The 26,314-nt window shown below is 75.0% G+C and carries 21 protein-coding genes; 10 read left to right on the forward strand and 11 right to left on the reverse strand.

Going from position 1 to position 26,314, the window contains the following annotated elements; genetic code table 11:
- Nucleotides 1-25 precede the first annotated feature (25 nt).
- Nucleotides 26-916 carry a methyltransferase domain-containing protein gene (locus tag BXA05_RS14540; RefSeq protein ID WP_083711906.1) on the reverse strand — a complete coding sequence of 297 codons (891 nt, stop codon included), beginning with the start codon at nt 914-916 and terminating at the stop codon, nt 26-28.
- 129 nt (nt 917-1,045) lie between these two features.
- Between BXA05_RS14540 and BXA05_RS14545 the strand changes: the two genes are divergently transcribed.
- The 3 genes from BXA05_RS14545 (at nt 1,046) to BXA05_RS14555 (ending at nt 3,741) form a co-directional block, all read left to right on the forward strand.
- On the forward strand, nt 1,046-2,266 hold the full coding sequence (locus BXA05_RS14545) for a heparan-alpha-glucosaminide N-acetyltransferase domain-containing protein (protein WP_076405701.1): 1,221 nt from the start codon (nt 1,046-1,048) through the stop codon (nt 2,264-2,266).
- A gap of 10 nt (nt 2,267-2,276) precedes the next feature.
- Entirely contained in the window at nt 2,277-3,284 is a 1,008-nt protein-coding gene (locus BXA05_RS14550) for an aldo/keto reductase (protein ID WP_076405703.1), read from the forward strand.
- A gap of 76 nt (nt 3,285-3,360) precedes the next feature.
- Entirely contained in the window at nt 3,361-3,741 is a 381-nt protein-coding gene (locus BXA05_RS14555) for an MmcQ/YjbR family DNA-binding protein (RefSeq protein ID WP_076405705.1), read from the forward strand.
- Nucleotides 3,742-3,765: 24 nt separating this feature from the next.
- Here the strand turns inward: BXA05_RS14555 and BXA05_RS14560 are convergent, their stop codons facing one another.
- Both BXA05_RS14560 and BXA05_RS14565 read right to left on the reverse strand, forming a co-directional pair.
- Nucleotides 3,766-4,713, reverse strand: coding sequence for a hypothetical protein (locus BXA05_RS14560; protein ID WP_076405707.1), 948 nt, complete (start codon nt 4,711-4,713; stop codon nt 3,766-3,768).
- Nucleotides 4,714-4,741: 28 nt separating this feature from the next.
- Nucleotides 4,742-5,791, reverse strand: a complete 1,050-nt coding sequence (locus BXA05_RS14565; protein WP_076405709.1) for a DUF4190 domain-containing protein — start codon at nt 5,789-5,791, stop codon at nt 4,742-4,744.
- 201 nt (nt 5,792-5,992) lie between these two features.
- Here BXA05_RS14565 and BXA05_RS14570 point away from each other — a divergent pair, with 201 nt between their 5' ends.
- Together BXA05_RS14570 and BXA05_RS14575 are read left to right on the forward strand one after the other, a co-directional pair.
- On the forward strand, nt 5,993-6,988 hold the full coding sequence (locus tag BXA05_RS14570) for a 3-methyladenine DNA glycosylase (RefSeq protein ID WP_374990521.1): 996 nt from the start codon (nt 5,993-5,995) through the stop codon (nt 6,986-6,988).
- Between the two features lie 84 nt (nt 6,989-7,072).
- On the forward strand, nt 7,073-7,900 hold the full coding sequence (locus BXA05_RS14575; protein ID WP_061266840.1) for an aminoglycoside 3'-phosphotransferase: 828 nt from the start codon (nt 7,073-7,075) through the stop codon (nt 7,898-7,900).
- 30 nt (nt 7,901-7,930) lie between these two features.
- On the opposite strand, the gene BXA05_RS14580 is transcribed toward BXA05_RS14575, so the two are convergent.
- Both BXA05_RS14580 and BXA05_RS14585 read right to left on the reverse strand, forming a co-directional pair.
- On the reverse strand, nt 7,931-8,527 hold the full coding sequence (locus BXA05_RS14580) for a YdeI/OmpD-associated family protein (RefSeq protein WP_074809840.1): 597 nt from the start codon (nt 8,525-8,527) through the stop codon (nt 7,931-7,933).
- A 118-nt stretch (nt 8,528-8,645) separates the two neighbouring features.
- Nucleotides 8,646-13,763 (reverse strand): glycoside hydrolase domain-containing protein, encoded by a 5,118-nt coding sequence (locus BXA05_RS14585; protein WP_076405711.1) that lies wholly within the window; start codon nt 13,761-13,763, stop codon nt 8,646-8,648.
- A 337-nt stretch (nt 13,764-14,100) separates the two neighbouring features.
- On the opposite strand from BXA05_RS14585, the gene BXA05_RS14590 reads away from it, so the two are divergent.
- Nucleotides 14,101-16,836, forward strand: coding sequence for a DEAD/DEAH box helicase (locus tag BXA05_RS14590; protein WP_043657742.1), 2,736 nt, complete (start codon nt 14,101-14,103; stop codon nt 16,834-16,836).
- Between the two features lie 27 nt (nt 16,837-16,863).
- On the opposite strand, the gene BXA05_RS14595 is transcribed toward BXA05_RS14590, so the two are convergent.
- On the reverse strand, nt 16,864-17,289 hold the full coding sequence (locus BXA05_RS14595; RefSeq protein WP_076405713.1) for a carboxymuconolactone decarboxylase family protein: 426 nt from the start codon (nt 17,287-17,289) through the stop codon (nt 16,864-16,866).
- An 89-nt stretch (nt 17,290-17,378) separates the two neighbouring features.
- On the opposite strand from BXA05_RS14595, the gene BXA05_RS14600 reads away from it, so the two are divergent.
- The 3 genes from BXA05_RS14600 to ybaK all read left to right on the forward strand — a co-directional run bounded on the left by BXA05_RS14600 (nt 17,379) and on the right by ybaK (nt 20,087).
- Nucleotides 17,379-18,104 carry a VIT1/CCC1 transporter family protein gene (locus BXA05_RS14600; protein WP_061266857.1) on the forward strand — a complete coding sequence of 242 codons (726 nt, stop codon included), beginning with the start codon at nt 17,379-17,381 and terminating at the stop codon, nt 18,102-18,104.
- 252 nt (nt 18,105-18,356) lie between these two features.
- Nucleotides 18,357-19,541 carry a Cmx/CmrA family chloramphenicol efflux MFS transporter gene (locus BXA05_RS14605; RefSeq protein ID WP_076405715.1) on the forward strand — a complete coding sequence of 395 codons (1,185 nt, stop codon included), beginning with the start codon at nt 18,357-18,359 and terminating at the stop codon, nt 19,539-19,541.
- A gap of 42 nt (nt 19,542-19,583) precedes the next feature.
- The gene (ybaK, locus tag BXA05_RS14610; protein ID WP_061266868.1) at nt 19,584-20,087 is read left to right on the forward strand and encodes a Cys-tRNA(Pro) deacylase; all 504 of its coding nucleotides are present in this window, start codon (nt 19,584-19,586) and stop codon (nt 20,085-20,087) included.
- An 8-nt stretch (nt 20,088-20,095) separates the two neighbouring features.
- On the opposite strand, the gene BXA05_RS14615 is transcribed toward ybaK, so the two are convergent.
- A complete protein-coding gene (locus tag BXA05_RS14615) occupies nt 20,096-20,494 on the reverse strand; it encodes a YccF domain-containing protein (RefSeq protein WP_021483390.1) in 399 nt (132 codons plus the stop codon).
- A gap of 109 nt (nt 20,495-20,603) precedes the next feature.
- Here BXA05_RS14615 and BXA05_RS14620 point away from each other — a divergent pair, with 109 nt between their 5' ends.
- Nucleotides 20,604-21,353 (forward strand): YggS family pyridoxal phosphate-dependent enzyme, encoded by a 750-nt coding sequence (locus BXA05_RS14620; RefSeq protein WP_076405717.1) that lies wholly within the window; start codon nt 20,604-20,606, stop codon nt 21,351-21,353.
- A 102-nt stretch (nt 21,354-21,455) separates the two neighbouring features.
- Here the strand turns inward: BXA05_RS14620 and BXA05_RS14625 are convergent, their stop codons facing one another.
- From BXA05_RS14625 to BXA05_RS14640, 4 genes are read right to left on the reverse strand one after another with little or no spacing between them, the layout of a single operon-like run.
- Entirely contained in the window at nt 21,456-22,448 is a 993-nt protein-coding gene (locus BXA05_RS14625; RefSeq protein WP_083711907.1) for an N-acetylmuramic acid 6-phosphate etherase, read from the reverse strand.
- Nucleotides 22,445-23,746, reverse strand: a complete 1,302-nt coding sequence (locus BXA05_RS14630; RefSeq protein WP_076405719.1) for an anhydro-N-acetylmuramic acid kinase — start codon at nt 23,744-23,746, stop codon at nt 22,445-22,447. The genes BXA05_RS14625 and BXA05_RS14630 overlap by 4 nt, the downstream gene beginning before the upstream one ends.
- Nucleotides 23,743-25,479, reverse strand: coding sequence for a glycoside hydrolase family 3 N-terminal domain-containing protein (locus BXA05_RS14635; protein ID WP_076405721.1), 1,737 nt, complete (start codon nt 25,477-25,479; stop codon nt 23,743-23,745). Before BXA05_RS14635 ends, BXA05_RS14630 begins: the two co-directional genes overlap by 4 nt.
- A complete protein-coding gene (locus tag BXA05_RS14640; protein WP_371810625.1) occupies nt 25,476-26,312 on the reverse strand; it encodes a carbohydrate ABC transporter permease in 837 nt (278 codons plus the stop codon). Before BXA05_RS14640 ends, BXA05_RS14635 begins: the two co-directional genes overlap by 4 nt.
- Between the last annotated feature and the right edge of the window lie 2 nt (nt 26,313-26,314).

The raw sequence follows: 26,314 nt of genomic DNA on the forward strand, positions 1-26,314 counted from the left end.
AGGCTATCCGGCCGTGCCCGGTCGATCACGCGCGGGCGAGGACCTCGCCGTTGAGGACGGCGAACCAGCCCGCGGGCTCCTCGGCCCAGCGCAGCCAGTCCTGCGCGAGCTGCTCGAGCGCGACGTCGTCCGCGAGCGCCGACTCCTTCGCCTGGACGGCGAAGTTCGACGCGACGCAGCGCTCGGCCCACAGCCCGCCCCACCACGTGCGGTCGGCGGGGGTGGCGTAGCACCAGGTGCTCGCGCTGGGCTCGATCCCGTCGAGCGGGAACCCGGCGTCCTGCACCCAGGAGAAGAGGCGACGGCCGGCGTCGGCCTCGTACCCGTAGGCGTGGGTGACCTCGTGGTAGAGCGTGTTCCACTCGGTGAGCCCCGGCGACTCGGGGTACCAGGTCATGGCGGCGTAGTCGGCGTCGCGCACGGCGACGAGGCCGCCCGGCTTCGTGACGCGCCGCATCTCGCGCAGCGCGCCGACCGGGTCGGACAGGTGCTGCAGGAGCTGGTGCGCGTAGACGACGTCGAACGTGCCGTCGGCGAACGGCAGCTCGTAGGCGTTCGCGTGCTGGAACGAGATGTTCGCGGTGCCGCGCTGGGCGGCGAGCTCGCGCGCGCTGTCGAGGACGGCCTCGGACGCGTCGACGCCGACGACCCGCCCGTACCCGACGCGGTCGGCGAGGTCGACGGTGACCGTGGCCGGGCCGCAGCCGACGTCGAGGAGGCTCATGCCGGGGCGCAGGTGCGGCAGGAGGAAGCCGGCCGAGTTCTCGGCCGTACGCCAGCGGTGCGAGCGCAGCACGGACTCGTGGTGGCCGTGGGTGTACGACTCGGACTCCTGCGCGGGGTCGCTGCCTGCCCCGGTGGGGGCGTCGGCGTGGTGCTCGGCGGCCTCGTCGGCGCCGTGGGGGGTGTGCGTCATACCCGCACCGTAGGCCGCGGGTGCGGCGTTCTCGACCCCGTTCTCACACTCTGGGCTCGCGGTCGCCGCGCGGCTCGTCCCCGGCGTGGCGGCGGGGTGGGAGCGCGCCCGCGCGCGGACAATCCCCCCATGACGGCCGCGACCGGCACGACCTCCGCCCCGGGCGACCCCGCTCGCCCCTCCGCCGGCTTCGCGCGGCGCCACGCCGCGCTCCTGCTCGGCGGGCCGGGCCGCGTCACGGGGCTCGACGTCGCGCGCGGGGTCGCGGTCCTCGGGATGTTCGCGGCGCACGTGGGCTTCACGACGGACGACTTCGGCGAGGTCTCCGGCTGGCTCTCGCTGTCGCACGGGCGCTCGTCGGTGCTCTTCGCGCTCGTGGCCGGGGTGTCGCTCGCCCTCGTCTCGGGCGGGCGCACCCCGCTCGACGGGCTGCCCGCGCTCCAGAACCGCACCCGCGTCCTCGTGCGCGCGGTGCTCCTGCTCGCCCTGGCCGGGCTGCTGGACCTGCTCGGCACACGCGTGCTGCTCATCCTCGGCTTCTACGCCGCCTACTTCGTGCTCGCGCTGCCGTTCCTGCGCTGGCGGCGCCGGGACCTCCTGGTCCTCGCGGGCGTGGTCGCCGTCGTCGGTCCGGTGCTCGCCCTGTGGCTCCCGGAGGTGCTCGCGCGCGCCGGGCTCCACCTGCCCGACGACGGGTCGGGCGCGCTCACCGACTTCCTCGTCTCGGGGCACTACCCGGCGGTGGTGTGGATGGCGTACGTGCTCGTCGGGATCGCGATCGGGCGGTCCGACCTCGGCGCGAGGACGACGCGCGTCGCGCTGGTCGGTGGCGGTCTGCTGGCGGCCGGGCTCGGGTACGGCGTCTCGGCGGTGCTCACGGGTCCGCTCGGCGGGGCGCAGGCCGTGGAGGACGCGGCCGCCGTGTGGTCGAGCGCGTACCGGCCGGAGCCGCTCGGGTGGGCGGACCCGTGGCCGACGAGCGCCTACCTCTGGCTCGCGGGCCCGCACACGGACACGCTCCCCGAGGTCGTGGGGTCGGGCGGGTTCGCCGTCGCGGTGCTCGGGCTGTGCCTGTTCGCGGGCCGGGTCGGTCGCTGGGTGCTCGCCCCCGTCGCCGCGGTCGGCGCCATGGCGCTCACGGTCTACTCGGCCCAGATCGTCGTCCTGTGGGCGTGGGGCGACGCGGCGTACGAGCAGACGACGAACGGGCCGCTCCTCGCGCTCGTGCTCGCGACGCTGGTGGTCGCGACCCTCTGGCGCTGGGCGTTCGGCCGCGGCCCGCTGGAACGGCTCGTCGCGTCCGTCGCGGCGCGCGCCTCCGCCGTCACGTCGTCGCGCGGGCCGACGTAGGGTCGGCCGCATGACCACCACGAGCGACGACACCGCCCCCCGCCCCGCCCTGCGCCGTCTCGGCCGGTCCGGCCTGGCGGTGTCCGCCGTCGGGCTGGGGTGCAACAACTTCGGGCGCCCCACGACGGCGACGGAGACCCTGGAAGGCACGCGCGCTGTCGTCGACGCCGCGCTCGACGCGGGCGTGACCTTCTTCGACACGGCCGACACGTACGGCGGCCGTCCGGGTCTGAGCGAGGAGCTCCTCGGCCAGGCGCTCGGGTCGCGGCGCGACGACGTCGTGGTGGCGACGAAGTTCGGCCTGTCGATGCGCGGGGTCGCGGGGGCGGACTTCGACGCGCGCGGCTCGCGCCGCTACGTCGCGCGGGCGGTCGAGGACTCGCTGCGGCGCCTCGGCACCGACCGCATCGACCTCTACCAGTTCCACGCCCCCGACCCGCGGACGCCGATCGACGAGACGCTCGCGGCGCTCGACGACCTCGTGCGCGCGGGCAAGGTCCTCTACGTGGGGCACTCGAACCGGGCGGGGTGGCAGATCGCGGAGGCGGAGTTCGTCGCGCGCGCGGCGGGCACCGTGCGGTTCGTGTCCGCGCAGAACCAGTACAACCTCGTCGACCGCGCGGCCGAGCTCGAGGTGCTGCCCGCCGCGGCGGCGTACGGGCTCGGCGTCCTGCCGTACTTCCCGCTCGCGAACGGCCTCCTCACCGGCAAGTACGCGCACGGCGCGCGGCCCGACGACGGCCGGCTCGTGCGCACCAAGCCGCACCTGCTCGAGTCCGCGCCCTGGGAGGCGCTCGCGCGGCTCGGCGCGTTCTGCCAGGTGCGCGGCATCACCGAGGTGCAGGTCGCGTTCGGGTGGCTGCTCTCCCGACCCCAGGTGTCGAGCGTCATCGCGGGTGCGACGAAGCCCGAGCAGGTGCGGCAGAACGCCGCCGCGGGCGCGTGGCGGCCCACGGACGAGGACCTCGCCGAGCTCGACGAGATCTTTCCTCCGCTCGGGAAGGTCGCGCCCTTCTGACCCGCCCCACCGGGCTCCTGCCGGCCTGGCGGCCGGTCGTGTGGCCCGACCGCGACCGGCTGCCTACCGTGGGGGCATGGCCTCGTGGGAGGACGTCGGACGGGTCGTGGCGGTACTGCCGGGCACGGCGCTCAAGGACGCACGACGGTGGACGGTGCACGGCAAGCTCTTCGTGTGGGAGCGCCCCCTGCGCCCGCGCGACCTCGACGAGCTGGGCGCCGCAGCCCCGGCGGAGCCGCCCGTCGCGCTGCGCGTCGCGGACGAGGGCGAGAAGGCCGCGCTGATCCAGGACGACCCCGGCACGTTCTTCACGACGAGCCACTTCGACGGGTACCCGGTCGTGCTCGCGCGGCTCGACCGGGTCCCTGTGCCGGAGCTCGAGGAGCTCCTGCAGGACGCGTGGCTCGCCCGCGCCCCGCACCGCCTCGCGCAGGAGTACCTGCGGCGCACGGAGTGACGCCTGCGCACGTCGGGAGAGGGGTCACCAGGAGAAGACGACCACCGCGTAGTTCGCCCACGTCGGCTCCAGCGCCACCGTGACGTCCTCCGGGTCGTGGACGGCGTACACGAGATCCCACTCGCCGCTCGACCCCCGCGCCACGAGGTCGGGACGCTCGAGCAGGACGTCCGGCGCGTAGTCGTACACCCGGCGGGCCACGAGGCCGCCCGACACCGGCTGCACGTCGACGCTCCCGGGGTCGACGGCGCGGCCCGTGCCGTTCGTCAGGCGCACCCGGACACGCACGGAGTCCGGCGGGTCGCCGTCGCGCACCGCCGCGTGCTCGCTCGGCGTGTACGCCTGCGGCGCCGAGACCGCGACGACGAGTCCGTCGGCGTACCGGACCGAGTCGCCGAACCAGACGCGGTCGGACACTGCCGTGATCTCCGGGCCGTCGTCGGACCCGCCGCCGAGCGGGTACCCCCGCAGCGAGCTGCCGACGCCGTAGCCGGGACCGGACGCGGGCACGAAGTCGACCGCCACCCAGGTCGTGACGACGACCGTCCCCGCGAGCAGCGCGACGAGCGCGCGCGTCGCCCCCGGCACACCGCGCGTGCCCCGACGCCAGGCGACGGCGCCGACCGTCAGCACGACGGCCCCGGCGACCGGGTAGAGCCAGCCCACGTGCGCCCACCCCCAGCGCGCCGTCATGGCCTCGGTGACGAGGACGGCCCCGACGAGCAGGACGCCGAGGCACGCCGTGACGAGGACGCCCGTACCCGGCGGCCGGGCGCGCGCGGGCTGCGCGGCCGGTCCGGGCTCGGGGTCGCCCGGGGCCGGGCGTTCGCCGCCGTCCGCAGGCGCGCTGGCCTGCACAGGGTCCGGCGCCGAGGGCGCGGGCTCGCGCTCCCCCGCCGTACCGGGCGCCGTGCCCCACACGGGTGCGGGCGCCGCGTCGTCGGGCGGGGTCCTGGGGTCGCTCGTGCTCACCGGTCCGTCCCTCGGTCCCGTGCGCCGGTCAGTACGCGCTCACCCGGGTGACCTCGAAGGTCGCCGTCTTCATGGCCTCCAGGTTCTCGGAGTCGATGAAGTCGAAGGCCTCGACGGTCGTCGACTCGCCCGGCGCGAGCTCGTCGGTGTAGGCGAAGTCGGACTCGACGACCGTGCCGTCGGCCGCGACGGCGTCGATGTCGAGGTCGAACGTCAGCGGCTCGTCGGAGGTGTTGGTCAGCGTGACCGGCAGCGCGGACTCCACCCAGCCGAACTCGTCGGCGGTGCCCTCGAACGTGCCGATCTCGACCTCGAGGTCGTTCGCGAGGATCTCGTCCGTCGACTCGCCGAGCGCACGGTCGGAGTCCTCCTGGATCTCCGCCAGCGACTGCTCGTACTGCGACGAGGCCTCGTTCGCCGCGATGACGAAGAGGACCCACACGAGGATCGTCACGAGCACGGACACGACGCCCAGCACGATCGCCGCGATGGAGAAGCCCTTGCCCGACCGGCCCCGCTTCGCCTGCGACAGCCCGACGAAGCCGAGCACCACGCCCGCGATGCCCATGACTGCGGCGAAGATGTTGACGAACGGGATCCAGCTGCCCAGGAAGCCGAGGATCGCGAGCACGAACCCGACGATCGCCATCGTCCCGGTCGTCGACACGGGCGCGGCGTACGGGGCGTAGCCGTTCCCGAACGGGCTCCCGTAGGGCTGCTGGGCGGGGTCGCCGTAGGGCTGGCCGTACGGCTGCTGCGCCCCGGCGGCCGGGTATGGCTGCGCGTACCCCTGGGCCGGGTCCCCTGCGGGCCCGCCGTAGCCCGGCTGTCCGTACGCCGTCTGCGGGTCCGCGCCGTAGGGCGCGTAGCCCGGGTCGCCGTAGGGCGCCTGCTCCGGCGTGCCGCCGTACCCGGGCGCGCCGGACGCGGCGTCGGGCGAGCCGTACGGCTGCGGCTCCCCCTGCGGCGCCCACGGGTCCTGCCCCTGTCCGTGCTCCTGCCGCGCCGGGTCCGAGTCCTGCGGCCGGTAGGGGTCGAACTGGTAGGGGTCCTGCGGTGCCGTGGGCGGCTGCGACATGGTGCTCCTCCGCGGCCTCGCCGCGAGTTCGGTCGTTCGGGTCGGGGTGGACGGCCGACGCGCGGTCGGCCGGCCTGACGCGCCGGGTCTTCACAGCACGTTCACGACCATTCTTCCCGGTCGCGCCCACATCGGGAAAACCGCACGGCGGGTGAAAGTCCGCCGCGGCGGCGCGCCCACGGGCTCTCGTACCCTGGGTACGTGCCTGCGACCGTCACCACGACCCCCCGGGCGACGTCCGTCGTCGGCCCCGTCGTGCTGCCTGCCGCGGAGTGGGCGGAGCGTGAGCGCGCCCACGCCGAGCGCGCGGACGCGCTCACGGCCGGGTGGCGGCACCGGAAGCCGCTCGGGCAGAAGCACGCGATCGAGGACTTCCTCTTCACCTACTACCCCACGCGCCCGGCCCAGCTCCGGCGCTGGCACCCGGGGCCGGGCGTCGTGCTGGCTCCCCCGCCCACCGCCGCGAGCGGTGCGGCACCGGGCGGCGACGACGCCCCCGACCCGTCCACCGACCGCGCCGGCTGGCGCTGGTACCGCCGCACGACCGAGGGCCTGACGCTCGACACCGACGCGTTCCTCGCCGACCGTGGCGACACCGTGCGGTACCTGCGCGGTCTGCTCACGGCGACGGCGTCTCGCCCGGGGCGGTTCGGCTGCTTCGGGCTCCACGAGTGGGCCATGGTCTACCGCGACAAGGCGGCCGGCCGCGACCACCGCCACCCGCTCCCCCTGCGGCTCGGGCACGACGGGACCGACCGGGTCGTCGAGGACCACCCCGTGCAGTGCTCCCACTTCGACGCGTTCCGCTTCTTCACGCCCGAGGCGGGGCCGCTCAACCGCCTGCGGCCCACGCGCGAGACGCAGCCCGCCCTGGAGCAGCCCGGGTGCCTGCACGCGACGATGGACCTCTACAAGTGGGCGCTCAAGCTCACGCCGGCCGTCCCCGGCGACGTCGTGCTCGACGCGTTCGAGCTCGCGCGCGACGTCCGCGTCGTCGACATGCAGGCGTCGCCCTACGACGTGTCGTCGTACGGGCTGGAGCCGGTCGCGATCGAGACGCCCGAGGGCAAGGCCGAGTACGTGCGGCACCAGCGCGCCTTCGCCGCCCGCGGGGCGGCGCTGCGCGAGCGGCTCGTCGCCGTGTGCGACGCGCTGCTCCCGCCGGACGGCGACGCGGCCGCCCGCCCTCCCCGCTGACGCACCGGCGACCGGCGCACCGGGCCGACGTCGCGCCGGGAATGGCCGTGACCGGCGGACGGACCGCGTGCGAGGATCGCCCGCGTGAGCCGCGCCGAGACCATCGCCGAGATCCCGACCGGACCCGTGGCCGTCCCCGCCGTCGTCCGCGCGCTCGCGGGGGACGACGTCGTCACCCCGGTCTGGCGCAACACCGTCGGCGGGCTGACGTTCCGCCTCGACCCCCGCGGCGGCGAGGCCGGGCGACCGGTCCGGTACGCGAAGTGGGTCCCGGCGGGCGTCCCGGAGATCGACCTGGCCGCGGAGGCCGAGCGGCTCGCGTGGGTCGGCGACCGGACCCCGGTGCCGCGCGTGCTCGACCAGGGCGCGGACGACGACGGCTCGTGGCTCGTGACGCAAGCCGTCTCGGGGCGGTCGGCGGTCGAGGCGCGCTGGGCGGGCGACCCGGCGGTCGCGGCGGCCGCGATCGGCCGCGGGCTGCGCGCGCTCCACGAGGCGCTCCCGGTCGCGTCGTGCCCCTTCACCTGGTCCGTCGCCCAGCGCGTGGCGCAGGCCGACGACCGCCTCGCGCGCGGGCACGGCCCCGACGAGTGGTTCCCCGAGCATCGCGGTCTGGCCGTCGCCGAGGCGCGCGCCCGGCTCGACGACGCTCCCCCGGTCGACCGCCTCGTCGTGTGCCACGGGGACGCGTGCGTGCCGAACACGCTCCTGCACGACGACGGCACGTTCGCCGCGCACGTCGACCTCGGGTCGCTCGGGGTCGCGGACCGCTGGGCGGACCTCGCCGTCGCGGCGTGGAGCACGGAGTGGAACTACGGCCCCGGGTACGACGGCCACGTCTACGCGGGCTACGGCGTCGACCCCGACCCGGAGCGCATCGCGTACTACCGGCTGCTCTGGGACCTGTCCTGACGGCGGGGCGTGGTGCCGCCGCGGACGCGGTCAGCGCCGACGCGGCTGGTGGGCGGCGACGCCCTGCTCGGCGAGCGCGGCGGTCTCCGCGATCCGGCGGGCCCGGGTGTCGGGCCGCTTCGCCTCGACGATCCAGCCGAGGATCGAGCGCCGCACGCCGGGCGTGAAGGCGTCGAAGCGGGCCCGCGCGTCGGGCCGCTCGCCGAGCGCCGCGGCGAGGTCGTCGGGGACGACGAGCGCCTCCGCGTCGTCGTGCCGGGTCCAGGACCCGTCCGCCCGAGCGGCCTCCACGACGGCGCGCCCCGCGTCCGTCAGGCGCCCGTCCGCCTCGACGCGCGCGACCCGCTCCTTGCTGAGGCGCGTCCACCGGGAGCCGGGACGGCGGCGCGTGAACCACAGCGCGTGCCGGTCCTGGTCGACGGTCGCGGCCTGCCCGTCGATCCACCCGTAGGACAGAGCCTCCTCGATCCACGGCTCGTACCCGAACGTCGGCCGCCCGCTCTCGCGGCGCCACGTGAGGAGCCAGACCCCGGGCTCGGGGTCGTCGTGGTGCGCGGCGAGCCATGCCCGCCACTCCGCGGGGGTCTGCGCGTGGAACGCGGGCCGGCCCTGGTACTCCTCGGTCACGGTGGCGCCTCCGTCGTCGGTCGGGGCACCAGCGTGCCCGGTCCGCCGCGGAGGCGCCAGGGTGCCGGCCCGGGAGGCGCCCCGTCAGCGCCTCCCGGGCCGGTCGTGCGTCCTGCGGTCAGGAGCAGGACGGGACGGTGACGACCTGGTCGACGGTCTGCGTCCCGTCCGCCCCCGTCGCCGTGACGGTGACGTCCAGGTCGCCCGTCGCGGACCGCGCGGCGAACGACTGGTACGCGCTCGCCCCCGGCGCGACGCCGGTGAACGACCTCGTCCCGAGCGACGACGCCAGCTCGACGTCGACGGCCGCGTCGGAGACGTTCACCGCGCGGACCGCGACGTAGGGCTTGCCGGCGAGGCAGCGCGGGCTGACCTCGACCTCGACGAGCACGACGTCGGCCGGCTCCTCCAGGGCGTCGACGGCGCCCTGGAGCGCGAGCCGCGCGTCGTGCAGCGCCACGTCGGACGCCGCCGCGTCGTCGAGCGTCCCGGTCGCCGCGGCGAGAGCCGTGCGGAAGGCCTGCCAGGACTCGGGGCTGTACCCCTCGTCGGTCAGGGCCTCGGCGCTCGCCACGAGGTTCTCGAGCCGACGGCGCTCGGCGGGCACGAGCTGGTCGGTCGCCAGGCCGAGGCGCCGGGCCCTCTCGTCGGCCTGCGCCTGGGTGGCGCCGGCGTCGGCGAGCACGGACCGTGCCGCCGCGAGCTCGCGCGTGAAGACGCGCGCGTCGATCCGGCCGTACCGCGCGATCTCCGCCTCGAACGCCTCGGCGTCCTCGACGGACGCGGCGAGCGCCGCGGTGTCCGTGGAGGGAGCCTCGACGTCGTACGCGTCGGTGAAGAACCGCATGCTGTCGAGGTTCGCGACGTACGGGTGGTCGGCGTACGCCTCGGTGGACAGGCGCACCCACACCTGGTGCTTGCCGCGCACCGTGCTCGGCAGGTCGACGACGGCGGTCCCGTCCGTCGTCCAGCTCGACCCGGTGTTCGCCAGCGGGACGGTGACGAACGGCTCGCCCGGGTTCGCCGGGTCGAACGCGTCGAGATACACCGACAGCGCGGAGCTCCGCCCGGACCGGTTGGAGTTGTGCACGTAGTGGATCGAGAGCCGGTCGAGCGCGGCGGAGCCGAGGTCGATCTCGCCGTAGGCGAGCCAGTCGCCGTCCGCGGTGCCGCCGACGTTCGTCACCGGACCGCTCGTCCACGTCGAGCTCTCGTTCTTCAGCCCGCGGCCGGAGTTCGACGTCCAGGCCTCGGACTCGACGACGACCGACGTCGGGCCGCCCGGCGCGAACGTCAGGCTGTCGAGGTTCGCGACGTACGGGTGGTCGGCGTACGGCTCGGTCGACAGGCGCACGAACACCTCGTGCGTCCCCTGCACCGTCTCGGGCAGGACGACGGTCGCGGTCCCGTCCGCGGTCCAGCTCGACCCGGTCGTCGGCAGCGGCACGGTGACGAACGGCTCCCCCGGGTTCTCCGGGTCGAACTCGTCGAGGTACACCGACAGGGCCGAGTTCTTCCCGGAGCGGTTCGCGTTGTGCACGTAGTGGACCGACAGCTCGCCGAGCGGGAGCTCACCGAGGTCGACCTCGCCGTAGGCGAGCCAGTCGCCGTCCGCGGTGCCGCCGACGTTCGTCACCGGACCGCCCGTCCACGTCGAGGACTCCTTCTTGAGCCCGCGACCGGAGCTCGCGGTCCAGTCCTCGGCCTCGATCGTCACCGTCGGTGACTCGCCCGGCTGACCTGGGGCAGCCGGGTCCTCGGCGCTGAACCGGAACCAGTCGAAGTTGCCGACCCAGCTCCGCCCGGACGGCGCGAGCAGCTCGAACGTGACGACCTGCGCGTCGACGAGCGCCTGCACGTCGCCGAGCTCCGCCGTCACCTCGGCGTACCTGCCCCAGCCGCTCGTGCCCTTCAGGTCGACGGTCGCGACCACGGGGCCGCTCACGTCGCCCGCGTGCACGCGCACGGTGCTCGGCGTGTCCGTCGGGGCGAAGCTCGTGTCGTACCGGACCGTGAGGAAGCGCGGCGGGGTGTCCCCGGCGGCGGTCTCGAAGGTCATGTCGCGGTACTGCACCCACGACCCGGAGCGCACGCCGCCGAGGTTGCCGGACGAGCTGTTCGCCTCGTTCTTCAGCTCGCCGCCCGACCACGCCTCGGACTGCTCGGCCTCGAGCGTGCGGTAGCCGCCGCCCGTGAGGTCGAGCGCGTCGGCCGCCGCACCGAGCCGGTCGGCCGCGAACCGCAGCGCGATGCTCGTCGCGGCCTCGTCACCGAGGGCCTCCTGCGCCGTCGTCAGCGCGGTGGAGAACCGGTCGAACGTCACCGAGGAGTAGTTCCCGTGCCGCACGAGCACGGCGTCGTCGACGAGCGCGGCGAGCGCGTCGCGCTCGGCGGACGCCACGGACAACCGCAGGGGCGAGCGCACCGAGATGCCCTGTCCCTGGAGCGACGCCGCGGCGACGCCGTCGGCGAGCGCGGCGTCGCGCAGGTGCACGAAGAAGCGCGCGTCGGCGGACGCCGTCCCCGTCAGGGAGACGGTCAGCGCGGTCGGTGACGCGACCGTCACCGCCGCCGTGACGCCGTCGGGCAGCCCGACGACGCTCGCCGTCCCGCTCGTGACGAGGTCCGTGCCGGCGGGCGCGGCGAGGCGGGCGCCGTCGAGCGTGAGCGTCACGGTCGCGTCGAGCGCGCCGCCGTCGCGGGTCTGCACGGTGGTCGGGTCGGCGCTGACGCGCGGTCCCTCGGCCGGCTCGTCGGTCGCGGTGCTCATTGAGAACGCGGGCGCGGTGTCCGTGCCCCAGTCGCTCGGCTGCTCGCCCATGCGGAACGCGAGGTCCGCGCCCCCGACCACGGTCGCGTAGTCGACCCACGTGTTGCCGAACGTCGCGCCGTCGAGCGTCGCGGACTGGACGTAGAAGGCGTCCTCCGAGACGCCGTCGGCCGTGACCGTGAAGGCGCTGCCGTCGTCGTACGTGATGGTCGTCGAGTCGAAGAACGGCGACCCGACCTGGAACTGGGACGAGCCCGCGGTCACCGGGAACAGGCCGACGGCCGCGGCGACGAACATCGTCGACATCGTGCCCGCGTCGTTGTCCATCGTGGGGAGCATCCCGCGTGGGTCGAGCCGGTAGACCTTCGTCTTCACGGGCGGCGTGAACTCGCCGCCTCCGCTCGGGACGGCGCTCGAGGAGCCCGTCGCGATGTACCGGTTCCAGGTCTCCTTCGTGTAGATCGCGCGCGCCCACTTCTGCGTGAGGCTCGGCTCGCCCGTGTAGTTGAACAGGTACGGCGCCTGGAGGTCGATCTCGTTCGCGTTCGAGTGGAGCATGGCCGTGCCGTCGTCCGGCGCGTGCTCACCGAACATGTGTCGCATGGCGAGGCGCGCCGCCTCGGGGCCGCCCATCGCCTCGACGAGCGCGTCCATGTCGTACGCGTCGTACCAGTGGTACTGCCAGAGCGTGCCCTGGTAGAGGCTCGCGGCCTCGAACTTCGCGTAGTCGGCGCTCTGCCACGACCCGTCGGCGGCGCGCGGGGTGAGGAGGCCGACCTGCGTGCCGTCGGCCGCGGTCCACGCGCCCGGCTTGGTGAGCTTCTCGATCGGCCACGACGCCTGCTCGCGCAGCGTCTGGGCCTCGTCGGTCAGCCCGAGCTCGTCCGCGATCACGGACAGGCCGTACTGGTCGTAGCCGCGCTGCACGGACGCGCCGGGGTTGCCCGCCACGTAGCCACGCCGGAGCTCGTCCGCGCTGTACTGCCCCACGAGGCGCTGCAGCGCCGGGTACGCCTCGTCGAGGCGGTCGAACCCGTCGAAGCCCTTGGCGATCGCGTCCGCGACCACGACCGACGACCGCTCCCAGCGCACCGTCGGGACGGAGTGCACGAACCCGCCGAGCCCGCCGCCGGTCCCCGTCGCCTCGGCGTCCGCGAACAGGTAGACCAGCGACTGCACCATGTCCCGGTACAGCGCCGGGTCGATGTACGCGATGACGGAGAACTTGCGGAAGTCGTCCCACGTGGCCCACGAGTCGTAGTACGTGAAGCCCTGCGCGGCGTGCACCGCGCCGTCGACGCCGCGATACGTGCCCGAGGTGCTCGTCGCGTTCATCGGCATGGCGAACATGCGGTAGAGGTGCGTGTAGAAGAGCTGCTGGAGCTCGCCCGTCGGGTCCGTCGCCGTCGACGCGTCGATCGCGACCCGCCCGAGCGTCGCGTTCCACTCCGCGCGCGTGCGGTCGCGGATCGCGTCGAACGACAGGTCGCCGAGCTCGACCTGCTGATCGATCCGAGCCTGCTCGACGCTCACCGGCGACAGTGTGACCTGAAGCCCGATCTCCTCGGCGTCGGCCGGGTCGAACGTGAGGATCGCGCCGGTGTCGACGCCGTCCTGGGACGTCGCGTCGACGAGCCTGTCGTCGTCGCTCCACGTCTGCACGGTCGCAGGCTGCAGCGTGCGCGCGGTGTAGTACAGCGTGTAGGCCGCGTTGTAGAAGTACCCCGTGACCTGTCCGGACAGCTCCACGGTGCCGTCCGCGCGCGTCTCGACCTGCACCGACGACGACCGGCGGCTCGTGTTGTTCGTCTCGAGGTCCACGACGAGGCTCGGCGTCGAGCCCGCGGGGAACGCGTAGCGGTGCACGCCCGAGCGCGTGGTCGCCGCGACCTCGGCCTCGATCGTGCCCGGCGCGCCGGTGATCGCGCCGTCCTTCCCCGCGACGTTGCCGAGCCCGACGGAGTAGAAGCCGGGGCCCGCGTCCTCGTCGTCGTGCGAGAACGGGTGCGCGTACGTGCCCGTGCCGGGGCGCGCCGTGTACGACCCGGACGTCGGGACCACGAGGAGGTCACCGCCGCCGCCGGAGCCCCCGACCCCGTCGAGGTTGGTGTGCGTGAAGCCCGAGATCTTCGACTGCGCGTAGTCGTACCCGGTGTTGTTGCGGCCCGGGGTCGTGCGCGGGTTGACCTTCGCGAGGCCGTTCGGCGCCTGCGCGGCCGGCATGTCGTTGCCGTAGTCACCCTCGGTGCCGACGAAGACGTCGACCAGGGACGCGTAGTCGGCCGACGGCGGCTCGGGGGCGGCGCTCGCGGCGGTCGCGGGCGCGAGGCCGACGACCGCGAGCGCCACGGCGAGCGCGCCCGCGACCAGCCGCGGGGCGGGTCGGCGCGGGCGGTCCGGGGTCGCGGTCGCGGGGCCCGACGGTCTGGGGTGCAGGGATCGGGGGGTCGGCAGGCTGGGGGCCATGGTGTCCTCGGGCAGGGGCCGCCGGCGGGGGCGCCGGGGCGGCAGGGTCGGTCAGGGGGTGGGATGGCGCGGGGGGCCGGGGCGGGCCCGCGCCACCCTGTCAGGGGCAGGTGACGAGCGGGTGGTCTGCGGGTGGCCGCACGGGGTGCTCCCTCCGTCCCACGGCGGCGTGGGCTCGGTGGTCGTCGGTGACGCGGAGGCTGGACGCGCGTCCCGTGCACGTCCGGGGCTACCCTCGCACACGTTGACAGCGCTATCAACCCCCTTCTCGGACCCCCGGGTCGCCCGCAGCGCCCGTCCGGCGACCCGCCTCCGCGACACCTGACAGACTCGTCCCGTGACCACCACGACCGGCCGCACCCCGGCTCTCCTCGCGCACGTGCCCGCCCCGACGGGCAAGGCCCCCGACCCGGACGCGCTCTACGAGGGGTTCACCACCTGGGCGACGGAGCAGGGTCTCGAGCTCTACCCCCACCAGAGCGAGGCGCTCATCGAGCTGGTCACCGGCTCGCACGTCATCCTCTCGACGCCCACCGGGTCGGGGAAGTCGCTCGTCGCGATGGGCGCCCAGTTCGCGGCGCTCGCCGCGCACCGCTCGGGCCGCGGCGGTCGCACCTACTACACCGCGCCGCTCAAGGCGCTCGTCAGCGAGAAGTTCTTCGCGCTCGTCGCGGCGTTCGGCTCCAAGAACGTGGGCATGACGACGGGCGACTCCGCCGTGAACCCCGACGCGCCGATCATCTGCTGCACGGCCGAGATCCTCGCGAACATCGCGCTGCGCCGCGGCGGCGAGAACGCCGGTGCGGACGACGAGGACGCGATCTCGCAGGTCGTCATGGACGAGTTCCACTTCTACGCCGACCCGCAGCGCGGCTGGGCGTGGCAGGTGCCGCTGCTCGAGCTGCCGAACACCCAGTTCCTGCTCATGTCCGCGACGCTCGGCGACACGACCCGGTTCGTCGAGGAGCTCGAGGAGCGCACCGGCCGGCCCGTCGCCGAGGTGACCACCGCGCAGCGGCCGGTCCCCCTGCACTTCAGCTACGTCGTCGAGCCGCTCACCGAGGTCATCGAGGAGCTCGTCAGCACGCGCCGCGCGCCCGTGTACGTCGTGCACTTCACGCAGAAGGACGCGGTCGAGCGCGCGCAGTCCCTGCTGTCGATGAACGTCGCGACGAAGTCCGAGAAAGAGGCGATCGCCGCCGAGCTCGGCGACTTCCGCTTCGGCACCGGGTTCGGCAAGACGCTCAGCAAGTTCCTGCGCCACGGCGTCGGCGTGCACCACGCGGGCATGCTGCCCAAGTACCGGCGCGTCGTCGAGCGCCTCACGCAGGCAGGTCTGCTCAAGGTGGTGTGCGGCACGGACACGCTCGGCGTCGGCATCAACGTACCGATCCGCACCGTGCTGCTCACGAGCCTCGTGAAGTTCGACGGCGAGCGCATGCGCCACCTCACGGCACGCGAGTTCCACCAGATCGCGGGGCGCGCAGGCCGCGCCGGGTACGACACCGTGGGCGAGGTGCTCGTCATGGCGCCCGAGCACGTCATCGAGAACCGCAAGATGCTCGCCAAGGCGGGCGACGACCCGAAGAAGCTCAAGAAGATCGTCCGCAAGAAGGCGCCGCAGGGCTCGGTCAACTGGACCGACGCGACGTTCGAGCGCCTGCGCGACGCCGAGCCCGAGCCGCTGACGAGCCACTTCACCGTCACGCACGCCATGGTGCTCAACGTCCTCGCGCGCACCGCGCAGCACGGTCGCGGCGGCCAGGCCGACGCGAGCGACCCGCGCCGCGACCCGGTCGAGGCCATGCGCCACCTTCTCCTCGCGAACCACGACACCGAGTCGCAGCGCCGCGAGCACGTGCGCCAGACGTTCCGCATCTACCGCTCGCTGCGCGTCGCGGGGATCGTCGAGCGCGTGCGCGTCCCCGACCCGTCGCGCCCTGCGGGCTACCGCCCGAGCGTGCGCCTCGTCGGCGACCTGCCGCGCGAGTTCGCGCTCAACCAGCCGCTGTCGCCGTTCGCGCTCGCGGCCCTGGACCTGCTCGACGTCGAGGGCGCGACCCACGCGCTCGACGTCGTCTCCGTCATCGAGGCGACGCTCGACGACCCGCGCCAGGTCCTCTACGCCCAGCAGAACGCCGCCAAGGGCGAGGCCGTCGCCGCGATGAAGGCCGAGGGGTACGAGTACGAGGAGCGCATGGCGCTGCTCGAGGAGATCACGTGGCCCAAGCCGCTCGAGGAGCTGCTCGCGCCCGCGTTCGCGATGTACAAGCGGTCCAACCCGTGGGTCGCGGACGCCGAGCTCTCCCCCAAGTCCGTGGTCCGCGACATGGTCGAGCGCGCCATGACGTTCGCGGAGTTCGTGTCCGTCTACGGGCTCGAGCGCACGGAGGGCGTGGTGCTGCGCTACCTCGCGGACGCCTACCGCGCGCTGCGCCAGGTCGTCCCCGAGGAGCACCGCACCGAGGAGGTGCAGGAGATCGTCGAGTGGCTCGGCGAGCTGGTGCGCGGCGTCGACTCGTCGCTCCTCGACGAGTGGGAGCGCCTGGCGCACCCGGTCGACGACGACGCGGACACCGAGGTGGGCGACGGCCCGCTCTCCGGGGCGGGGGCCGAGGCGCCGACGCGTCCCGTCACAGGCAACCCGCGCGCGTTCCGCCGCCTCGTGCGCAACGCGCTGTTCAAGCGCGTGGAGCTCGCCGCGCGTGAGGACTACCGCGCGCTCGGCGCGCTCGACGGCGGCGCGGGCTGGGACGCGGACGCGTGGGGCGACGCGCTCGACCCGCTCTTCGAGGACCAGGGCGACGACGCGATCGGCATCGGGCCCGGAGCCCGCTCCGCGGCGCTGTTCCGCGTCGTCGAGGCGGGCGCCGAGCTGCCCGCGGGCCACGAGGGCCCGACGGCGGAGCACGCCCCCGGCGGCGTGGTGCCCGCGGGCACGTGGCTCGTGCGGCAGGTGCTCGACGACCCGGCGGGCGACCACGACTGGGCGATCACGGCGAGCGTCGACCTCGCGGCGAGCGACGAGGCGGGCGAGCCCGTGGTGACGGTGCTCGCCGTCGGGCCGCTGTAGGCCGGGCGAGACCGCGCCCCGCCGCCCTCACTCGACCGGCAGGAGCCCGCGCCGCGCGAAGACGTCCTTCGCGACCGCGGTCGCGTTGAGCGCGCGCGGGAACCCGCAGTACACCGCGGACTGCAGGAGCGCCTCGACGATCTCGCGCGGCGTCAGCCCGACCTCCAGCGCGGTGACGACGTGGATGTCTAGCTGCGCCTCGCAGCCCCCGAGCGCGGCGAGCATCCCGAGCGTGACGAGCTGGCGGTCCCGCGGTTCGAGGTGCGGCCGCGCGTACATCTCGCCGTACGCCCACGCCGAGATCTGATGCTCGAGCTCGGGCGAGACGTCCGCGAGCGCCTCGGCGATGGCGGCGGGCGCCGCCTCGTTGACCGCGCCGAACACCGCCCGCCCGTGCTCGTAGCGCTCCGCGCGCGTCGTCGACCGGTCGTCCGTGGAGTTCCCCTGCGTCACGCGGAGCAGGGTAGAGGACGCGCGGCGGTCGCGGTCGACGGTCTCGCGCCCCAGGTCGCGCCGCGCTGGTCGCGTCCTACGGTGAACTCATGAGCGACGCACCGCGCACCGGTCGGCACCCCGGCGAGCCCCACCACCCGGAGAGCACAGGCTCACGGCTCAACCGGCTCCGGGCGGGGGTGCTCGGCGCGAACGACGGCATCGTCTCGACGGCAGGCGTCGTCGTGGGCGTCGCGGCGACGAGCACGTCGATCCCCGTCATCGCGACGGCGGGCGGCGCGGCGCTGCTCGCGGGCGCGCTGTCCATGGCCGCGGGCGAGTACGTCTCGGTGAGCACGCAGCGCGACACCGAGAAGGCGCTGCTGGCGACCGAGCGCCGCGAGCTCGCGGAGATGCCGGACGCGGAGCTCGACGAGCTCGCCGGCATCTACGAGGCGAAGGGCCTGACGCCCGACCTCGCACGCCAGGTCGCGGTCCAGCTCACCGAGCGCGACCCGCTCGCCGCGCACGCCGACGCGGAGCTGCACATCGACCCCGACGAGCTCACGAGCCCGTGGGAGGCCGCGGTCGCGTCGATCGTGTCGTTCACCGTCGGTGGCCTGCTGCCGCTCGCGGCGATCCTCCTGGCCCCGGCGGCCATCCGTATCCCGCTCACCTTCGTCGCCGTCGTGCTCGCGCTCGTCCTCACCGGCTGGGGGTCGGCACGCCTCGGCGACGCGCCCACGCGCCGCGCGACGGTGAGGACCGTCGTCGGCGGCGCGGTCGCGATGGGCGTCACGTACGCGATCGGCTCGCTGCTCGACGTGAACGTCTAGCCGAAGGCCCGGGACTGTCGGGGCTCCCGGCGCCGGCGCGGCGACTTGGGTAGGGTGTGGCCCATGTCGAGCCCTGAGGCATCCACTCCGGGGGCTTTCGGTCACACCGTCAGCCCCCAGGACCGCTGAGCCTCTCAGCGCTGCCCTCCGCCCCCGCTCCGTGCGGGTGCCGTGCCGGACGCCGCCCTCCGGGCGCTGACCGTGGTGTGACGAGACACCTCCTGCTCGTCCTCTCGCACCCCGGAGCCCTCGATGCCTCGTGCCCTGTACCTGCTCGCCCTGGCGGTCTTCGCCATGGGCACCTCGGAGTTCATGCTCGCCGGCCTGGTGCCGGACATCGCCGCCCGTCTCGACGTCCCGGTGGGGACGGCGGGCCTGCTGACGTCGGCCTTCGCCGTCGGCATGGTCGTCGGCGCGCCGGTCATGGCGGCTTCGGCCCGCCGCCTGCCGGTGCGGGCGACGCTGCTCGGCTGCGTCGCGCTGTTCGCCCTCGCCCACGTCGTCGGCGCGGTCACCCCGAGCTTCGCGGCGCTCGTCGCGGTCCGGGTGGTGGCAGCCTTCGCCAACGCGGGGTTCCTCGCCGTCGCGCTCGGCACGGCGGCGACGCTCGTGCCCACAGACCGCACGGGGCGCGCCGTCGCCGTGCTGCTGTCGGGCACCACGGTCGCGATGGTCGCGGGCGTCCCGGCCGGGGCTCTCCTCGGCGCCGCGTGGGGCTGGGAGTCGACCTTCTGGGCCGTCGCGGTCCTCTGCCTGCCCGCCGCGCTCGGGATCGCGCGCGGCCTCCCCGCGCGCGGGCCCGAGCGTGCGGCCCTGCTGCCCGTCGGCGCACGGTCGCTGCGGACGGAGGTGGCACAGCTCGTCTCGCCCCCGCTCGGCCTCACGATGGTGTCCGCCGCGCTGGTCAACACCGGCACCTTCGCGACGCTCACGTTCCTCGCACCGCTGGTGACCGACGTCGCCGGGCTGAGCCGGTGGTGGGTGCCCGTCGCGCTCGTGCTCTTCGGGGTCGGCTCCTTCCTCGGCGTCACCGTCGCGGGCCGGACGTCCGACCGCATCCCCGGGGTCGTGGTCGCCGTGGGCGGCGTCCTGCTGCTGGGCGGCTGGGTCGCCCTGGCCACCTTCGCCGCCGTTCCGGTGGTGCTGCTCTGCCTCGTGCTGGTGCAGGGCGTCCTGGGCTTCGCGGTCGGCAGCACGTTGATCGCGCAGGTGCTCCGCGCGGCGTCGGGCGCACCGACCCTGGGCGGCTCCTTCGCCACGGCGGCGCTCAACGTCGGCGCGGCCGTGGGGCCGGCCGTCGCCGCAGCGACCATCGCCACCCGGCTCGGCGACCGTGGGCCGGTGTGGGTCGCCGTGGCGGCGACCGCGCTCGCCCTGGTGACGGCGGCCATCCTGCGTCGCGCGGCCGGCCCCACGACGGCCCGCGCCCCCCGATGACCCGTGCGGGCGCTCCCCCGCGCGCTGCGGCACAATCGGGCCGTGGCCAAGAAGTCGAAGTCCTCCGCGCACGCCGGCACGCCCGCGGTCGCCCTCCTCGAGCGCGAGGGGGTCGCGCACACGCTCCACCCGTACGAGCACGACCCGTCGAGCGAGCTGTCCTTCGGGCTCGAGGCGGCCGCGGCCATCGGGGTGCCCGCGGAGCAGGTGTTCAAGACGCTGCTCGCCGTGGTCGACGGCGGCCCGCTCGTCGTCGGGATCGTGCCGGTCGACCGGCAGCTCGACCTCAAGGCGCTCGCCAAGGCCGCAGGCGGCAAGAAGGCGAGCATGGCCGAGCCCGCCGCGGCCGAGCGCGCGACGGGCTACGTCGTCGGCGGGATCTCGCCGCTGGGCCAGAAGCAGCCCCACCGCACGTTCGTCGACGACAGCGCGCTCGCGTTCGACGCCGTCTACGTCTCGGGCGGACGCCGCGGGCTCGACGTCGGCCTGTCGCCCGCGGACCTCCTGCGCCTCACGGCGGGCACGGCCGCCCCGATCGCGCGGTAGGCGGTCCGTCAGCGCTGGTAGAAGGTGTACCGCGCGTCGGTCGGGACGATGTCCTTGCCGAGCGGCAGGAGCGAGACGGGGATCATCTTGAGGTTGGCGATGCCGAGCGGGATCCCGATGATCGACACGAACAGCGGGATCGCGGTGACGACGTGCCCGATCGCCAGCCAGATCCCCGCGACGAGCACCCAGATGACGTTCCCGATCGTCGACCAGGCGCCCGCGGTCGGCTTGTCGACCACCGTGCGGCCGAACGGCCACAGCGCGTAGCCCGCGATGCGGAACGACGCGATCCCGAACGGGATCGTCACGATCAGGATGCAGCAGATGATCCCCGCCACGACGTAGCCCAGCGCGAGCCACAGCCCGGCGAACACGAGCCAGATGATGTTGAGCAGCGTCTTCACGGCACCGTCCTTTCCCCACCATTCTCGCCGATCGAGCGGTCGGTGCGGATCGGGGACCACCCTGAGACGACCCGGATCCCGGACCGTGCGGCCGACCTAGACTGACCGCATGCCCCTCCCCGAGCCGTCGTCCGTGCTGGCCGCGCAGATCGCGCAGAACCTCGCCCGGGTGCGGACCCGGGTGGACGACGCCGCGCGCGCGGCTGGGCGTGCGGCGTCGGACGTGCGGCTGCTCGTGGCGACGAAGACCCAGCCCGCCGACGCGGTGCGCGCGGTGGTCGAGGCGGGCGCGGACCTCATCGGCGAGAACCGCGTGCAGGAGCTGGTCGCGAAGGCGCCGGACCTCGCCGACCTCGTCACCGCGGGACGGGTCGAGGTCCACATGATCGGCCACCTCCAGCGCAACAAGGTCAACCAGGTCCTCGCCACCGCCACCGGGGTCGAGAGCGTGGACTCGCTCGCGCTCGCCGAGGCGCTCGCGGCGCGCTGCGCGCGCGACGGCCGCGTGCTCGACGTCCTGGTGCAGGTCAACGTCTCGGGCGAGGAGTCGAAGTCGGGCGTGCGGCCCGACGACGCGCCCGCCCTCGCGACGGCGGTCGCCGCGCTCGACGGGCTGCGGCTCGCGGGCTTCATGACGATCGGCGCGAACTCGCCCGACGAGGCCGTGGTGCGCGCGGGCTTCGCGCGCCTGCGCGCGGTGCGCGACGCCGTCGTGGGGTCGGGCGCGCCGGGGACCGCAGACGCCCGTGCGCTGTCCATGGGCATGAGCGGCGACCTGGAGCTCGCGGTCGCCGAGGGCGCGACGATCGTCCGCGTCGGCACCGCCGTCTTCGGTCCCCGCCCCACCCCGCCGAGGTAGAGCCCCGGTCGGCCGAGGTAGAGGCCCGGTAGGGCGAGGTAGAGGCCTGGTCGCGACCAGGCCTCTACCTCGCGGTACCGGGCCTCTCCCTCGGCGGGGTGGTCATCGCGCGGGGAGGGCGCCCAGGCGCGCGAGCGCGCCGCGGACCCCGGCCACGCCGTCTCCGGCCAGCGCCTCGCGCGCGGCGTCGGCCTCGACGCCCGCGAGGAGCATCACGAGCGCGACGTGCACCTCGCCGTCGGCCGCGCGCAGCACGTCCTCGCACTCCGCCGAGCCCAGGCCGGTCGCCTGCACGAGCATCCGGACGATGCGTGCGCGCAGCTTCTGGTTCGTCGGGCGCACGTCGATCATGAGGTTCGAGTACGTCTTGCCGAGGCGGATCATCGTCGCGGTCGAGAACGTGTTGAGCACGAGCTTCTGAGCCGTCGCCGCCTTCATGCGCGTGGAGCCCGTGACGACCTCGGGGCCCGTGTCGACGAGGATCGCGACGTCCACCCCGGCCGCGAGCGGCGCGTCCGGGTTGGCCGAGACGAGCACCGTGCGCGCCCCGCGCTCGCGCGCGACGTCGAGCGCCCCGCGCACGTACGGCGTGCGGCCGCTCGCCGCGAGCCCGACGACGACGTCGCGCGGCCCGACCGCGTCGACGTCGGCGCGCCCGAGCGCCACGTCGTCCTCCGCCCCCTCGACGGCCAGCATCATGGCGCCCACGCCGCCGGCGAGGTGCGCGACGAACCACTCCTCGCCCACCCCGTACGTCGGCAGGAGCTCGACAGCGTCGAGCACGCCGAGTCGGCCCGACGTGCCCGACCCCACGTAGTGCACGCGGCCGCCGGAGCGCAGCGCCTCCACGGCGAGGTCGACGGCCTGCGCGATGCGACCGCGCTGGGCCCGCACCGCGTCCGCGACGACGGCGTCCTCCTCGGTGATGAGCCGGACGACGTCCGCCGTCGGGAGCAGGTCGACGTCGGTCGTGCGCGGGTTGCGCTCCTCGGTCGGCGAGGCGAGGCGCACCAGCTCCTGCCACTCGTCGGGGCTCGAGGTGGTGCTCGCAGCCCCGCTCGGAGTGCCGCTCGTGGCGACGGTCGGGTCGGTCATCGGGAGGTTCCCTTCGTCGGGTCCGGCAGCGGACCCTGGGTGCGCGGGCCCGGGTGCAGGCCGTGCGGGGTGTTGGCGAGCGTCAGACGGCGCACCGGGCCGCTCGCGGCGGGCCACGGCAGCGGCGTGGGCGGGGTGAGCGAGCCGAGGACGACCGCGCGGCGGGCCCCCGTCGCCCGACGGCGGTGCTCGCCGACGGCGGTGCCCGGCAGCCCGTGGGCCGACAGGAAGCCCAGGAGCGCGAAGAGGTACGCCTCCTTCGCGTCGACCGGCAGGCCGAGCGCCTCGGACGTCACGACCTCGCACGCGTGCGGCACGCGCTCGGCGAGCGCCGCGCGCAGCCGGTCGAGGAGCACAGGGTTGCGCGCTCCCCCGCCGGACGCGACGACGCGGCGCACGTCGCGGCCCGCGAGCGCGTCGGCGACGCTGACCGCGGTGAGCTCGGTGAGCGTCGCGACGAGGTCGGGGCCGGTGAGCCCCGGGCGCACGGACGCGAGCCGGCGGGCCGTGTACGTCGTGTCGAAGAGCTCGCGGCCCGTCGACTTCGGGGCGGGCGCGGCGAAGTACGGGTCGTCGAGCAGAGCCGCGAGCGCCACCGGGTCGACCGTGCCCTGCGCGGCGAGCTCGCCGTCCTTGTCGTACGCGAGACGGCCGTCGGTGAGCGCCGCGGCCGCGACGTCGAGCAGGCAGTTGCCGGGGCCCGTGTCCCAGCCGGTGACCGGGTCGTCGACGCGCCCCACGAGGGACACGTTCGCGATCCCCCCGATGTTGAGGGCTGCGGTGAGCCCGGCGTCCGCGGCCGCGTCGGCGCCCGCGTCCTCGCGCCCGAGCCAGAGCGCGTCGAGCACGCTGACGAGCGGCGCGCCGTGGCCGCCGGCCGCGACGTCGGCCACGCGGAAGTCGCTGATGACCGGGCGCTTGACGTGCTCCGCGACCCACGCGGCGTTGCCGAGCTGGAGCGTGCCGCGGGCCCGCGCCCCGACGACCCAGTGGTAGATCGTCTGGCCGTGGGACGCGACGAGGTCGACGTCGCCGCCGGCGACGTCGTCGATCGCGCGCCGACCGGCGCGGCCGAGCTCCTGCCCGATGAGGGTGTCGAGCTGGGCCACCTCGGCCACGTCGACGGCGGCGGGCGGCAGCGCCTTGAGGATGCGCTCGCGCAGGGCGCGCGGCCACGCGTACTCCGTGTGGCCCAGGGGCCGCATGCGCAGCACGCCGTCGTCGCCGAGCGTGAGGTCGGCCGCGGCCGCGTCGATCGCGTCGACCGACGTGCCGGAGGACAGTCCGAGGACGATCATCGCTCTCCCTCCCCTTCCACGCCGACGGTCGGGTCGGCTCGAGGCGTCTCCGTACCGGTGCTCGCGCGGGGGCCTGTCGTCCCCCGCAGGAGCGCGACGGCGGCGCGCGCGTTGGCGCGCCCCGTCCCGCACGCGACCACGACCGTGCGGCCCGCGCCGAACCACGGGCCGACGGCGCCGGGGAACCCGGTGTGCACGACAGCGGCGTCCGGCCGCGCGGCGAGCAGCTCCGTGAGCCGCTCGTGCTCGCCCGAGCCGGGCACCGGCTCGCGCGTGAGGACGACGAGCGGGCGGTCGCCCGCGCGCACGGCGTCGAGCGTGCGCGCCCACGCCTCGGCGTCGGCCGGGCGCAGGTGCCGCACGTCGGGGCCGAACGCGTCGTCGAGCGCGCGCTGGACGTGCTGCGCGGTGCGGCCCGCGGCGTGGTCGAACCGCAGGCGCAGGTCGACGACGTCGGGTGCCGTGGGGACGGGCGGATCTTGCGGCGCGGGCCCGGCGAACCGGACGGCGCGCGCCGCGACGCGGGCGCCCACCTGGTCGAGGACGTCGAGCGCGGCGCGCGCGGACTCCGGCGAGGGGACGACGCCGCTCGCCGCCTGGCGCGCGCGCACCGCGGCGAGGGTGCGTGCCGTGCGCGCGGCGGACGCGCGCAGGCGCTCGACCGTGACCCGGCCGGACGCGACGGCGTCCACGAGCGCGCGCTGCGCCTGGCGGAACAGGACCTCGTCGTCGCGCCCGACGGTCGTGCCCAGGCACAGCAGGTCGGCGCCCGCCTCGACCGCGCGGACCGCGACCTCGCCGATACCGTGCGGCGCGGCGTCGTCGCCACGGGACGAGGTGACCGTGTCGCCCGCCGCGTACGTCGCGACCGCACCCATGTCGAGCGCGTCGGTGACGATCGGCCCGTCGAACCCGAGCTCGCGCACGAGCGCGCCGACGGCGGGCTCGAGCGTCGCGGGCAGCGCGCCGAGCGCGGGGACGACGACGTGCGCCGTCATCACGGCGTCGAGCAGCGCGTCGCCGGGTCCGGCGTCCGGGGCCATGGTCGCGACGAACGGGGGCAGGTCGCGCGCGCGGAGCTCGTCGAGGCTCGCGTCCACGACCGGGAGCGCGAGGTGCGAGTCGACGTTCGTCGCACCGTGGCCCGGGAAGTGCTTGCCGCACGCGCCCGCGCCTCCCGCGTGCAGGCCGCGGACGAACGCCGCCCCGTGGCGGGCGACGAGCGTGGGGTCCGCGCCGAACGAGCGCACGCCGATCACGGGGTTGTCGGGGTCGGAGTTCACGTCGAGGTCGGGCGCGAGGTCGAGGTCGACGCCCGTCGCGGTGAGCAGACGACCGAGCGCGGCGCCGATCTCCTCGGTGACCGCGACGTCGTCGACCAGCCCGAGGGCCGCGTTGCCGGGCAGGCTCGAACCGGTCGCCGCCTCGAGCCGGGACACGTCCCCGCCCTCCTCGTCGACCGCGACGAGCAGGTCGGGCGACGCGCCGCGCAGGCGCGCGGTGAGCCGCGCGGTGGTCGCGACGTCGGGCGTGTTGTGCCCGAACAGCACGACCCCGGCCAGGCCGTCGCGCGCCGCGTCGACGAGCCACGCCGGCAGGTCGTCCGTGCCGGTGAACCCGGGCAGGAGCACGCCGTTCACGGCGCGCACCACGTCGGCCGCGCGCTGGGCCCCGGTCGGGCTCGCGGTCGGGGCCGCCGCCGGGGCCCCGGTCGGGGGCGTCGCGCCGCTCATCCCTTCACCGACCCGGCGGTGAGGCCCGAGGACAGGTTGCGCTGCACGAGGACGAAGAACACGAGCACGGGCAGCGTGATGATCGTCGACGCGGCCATGACGGCGCCCCAGTCGGTCGTGTTCTCGCCGAAGAACTTCTGCAGCCCGATCGGCACGGTGTACTTGCTCGACTGCTGGAGGAACGTCAGCGCGAAGATGAACTCGTTCCACGCGGTGATGAAGGAGAAGACGCTCGTCGCGACGACCCCGGGCGCGACGAGCGGCACCAGGACCTTCCAGAACATGCGCCCCCACGACGCGCCGTCGAGGAACGCCGCCTCCTCCAGCTCGACCGGCACCGCGGCGACGAAGCCGCGCAGCGTCCAGATCGCGAAGGGCAGCGCGAACGCGAGGTACACGACCGCCAGGCCCAGGAGCGAGTTGAGCATGTTGAGGTTGCGCATCTGGATGAACAGCGGGATGACGAGCGCCTCGAGCGGCACCATCTGCACCATGAGGATGAGCACGAGCATCGACTTGCGGAACCGGAAGCGGAACCGACTCACCGCGACGGCGGCGAGCAGCGCCACGACCGACGACGCGAGCACCGTGCCGAGCGCGACGAGCACCGAGTTGCGCAGGTAGTGGCCGAACCCGCCGTCGTCGATCACGGTGACGAAGTTGTCCCACGTGACGCCGGCGGGCAGGAGCCGGGCGCCGCGCGTCGCGGCCTCCGGGTCGATCGCCGAGGAGAACATCCAGTAGGCGGGGAAGAGCGAGAAGACGAGGAGGGCGACGATCCCCAGGGTCTTGGCCGCCGCGACGCCAGGTCGGCGGCGGCGGGCGCGCAGCACCT

It is taken from the genome of Cellulosimicrobium funkei (genome assembly GCF_900155925.1).
Classification (GTDB): Bacteria; Actinomycetota; Actinomycetes; order Actinomycetales; family Cellulomonadaceae; genus Cellulosimicrobium; species Cellulosimicrobium funkei.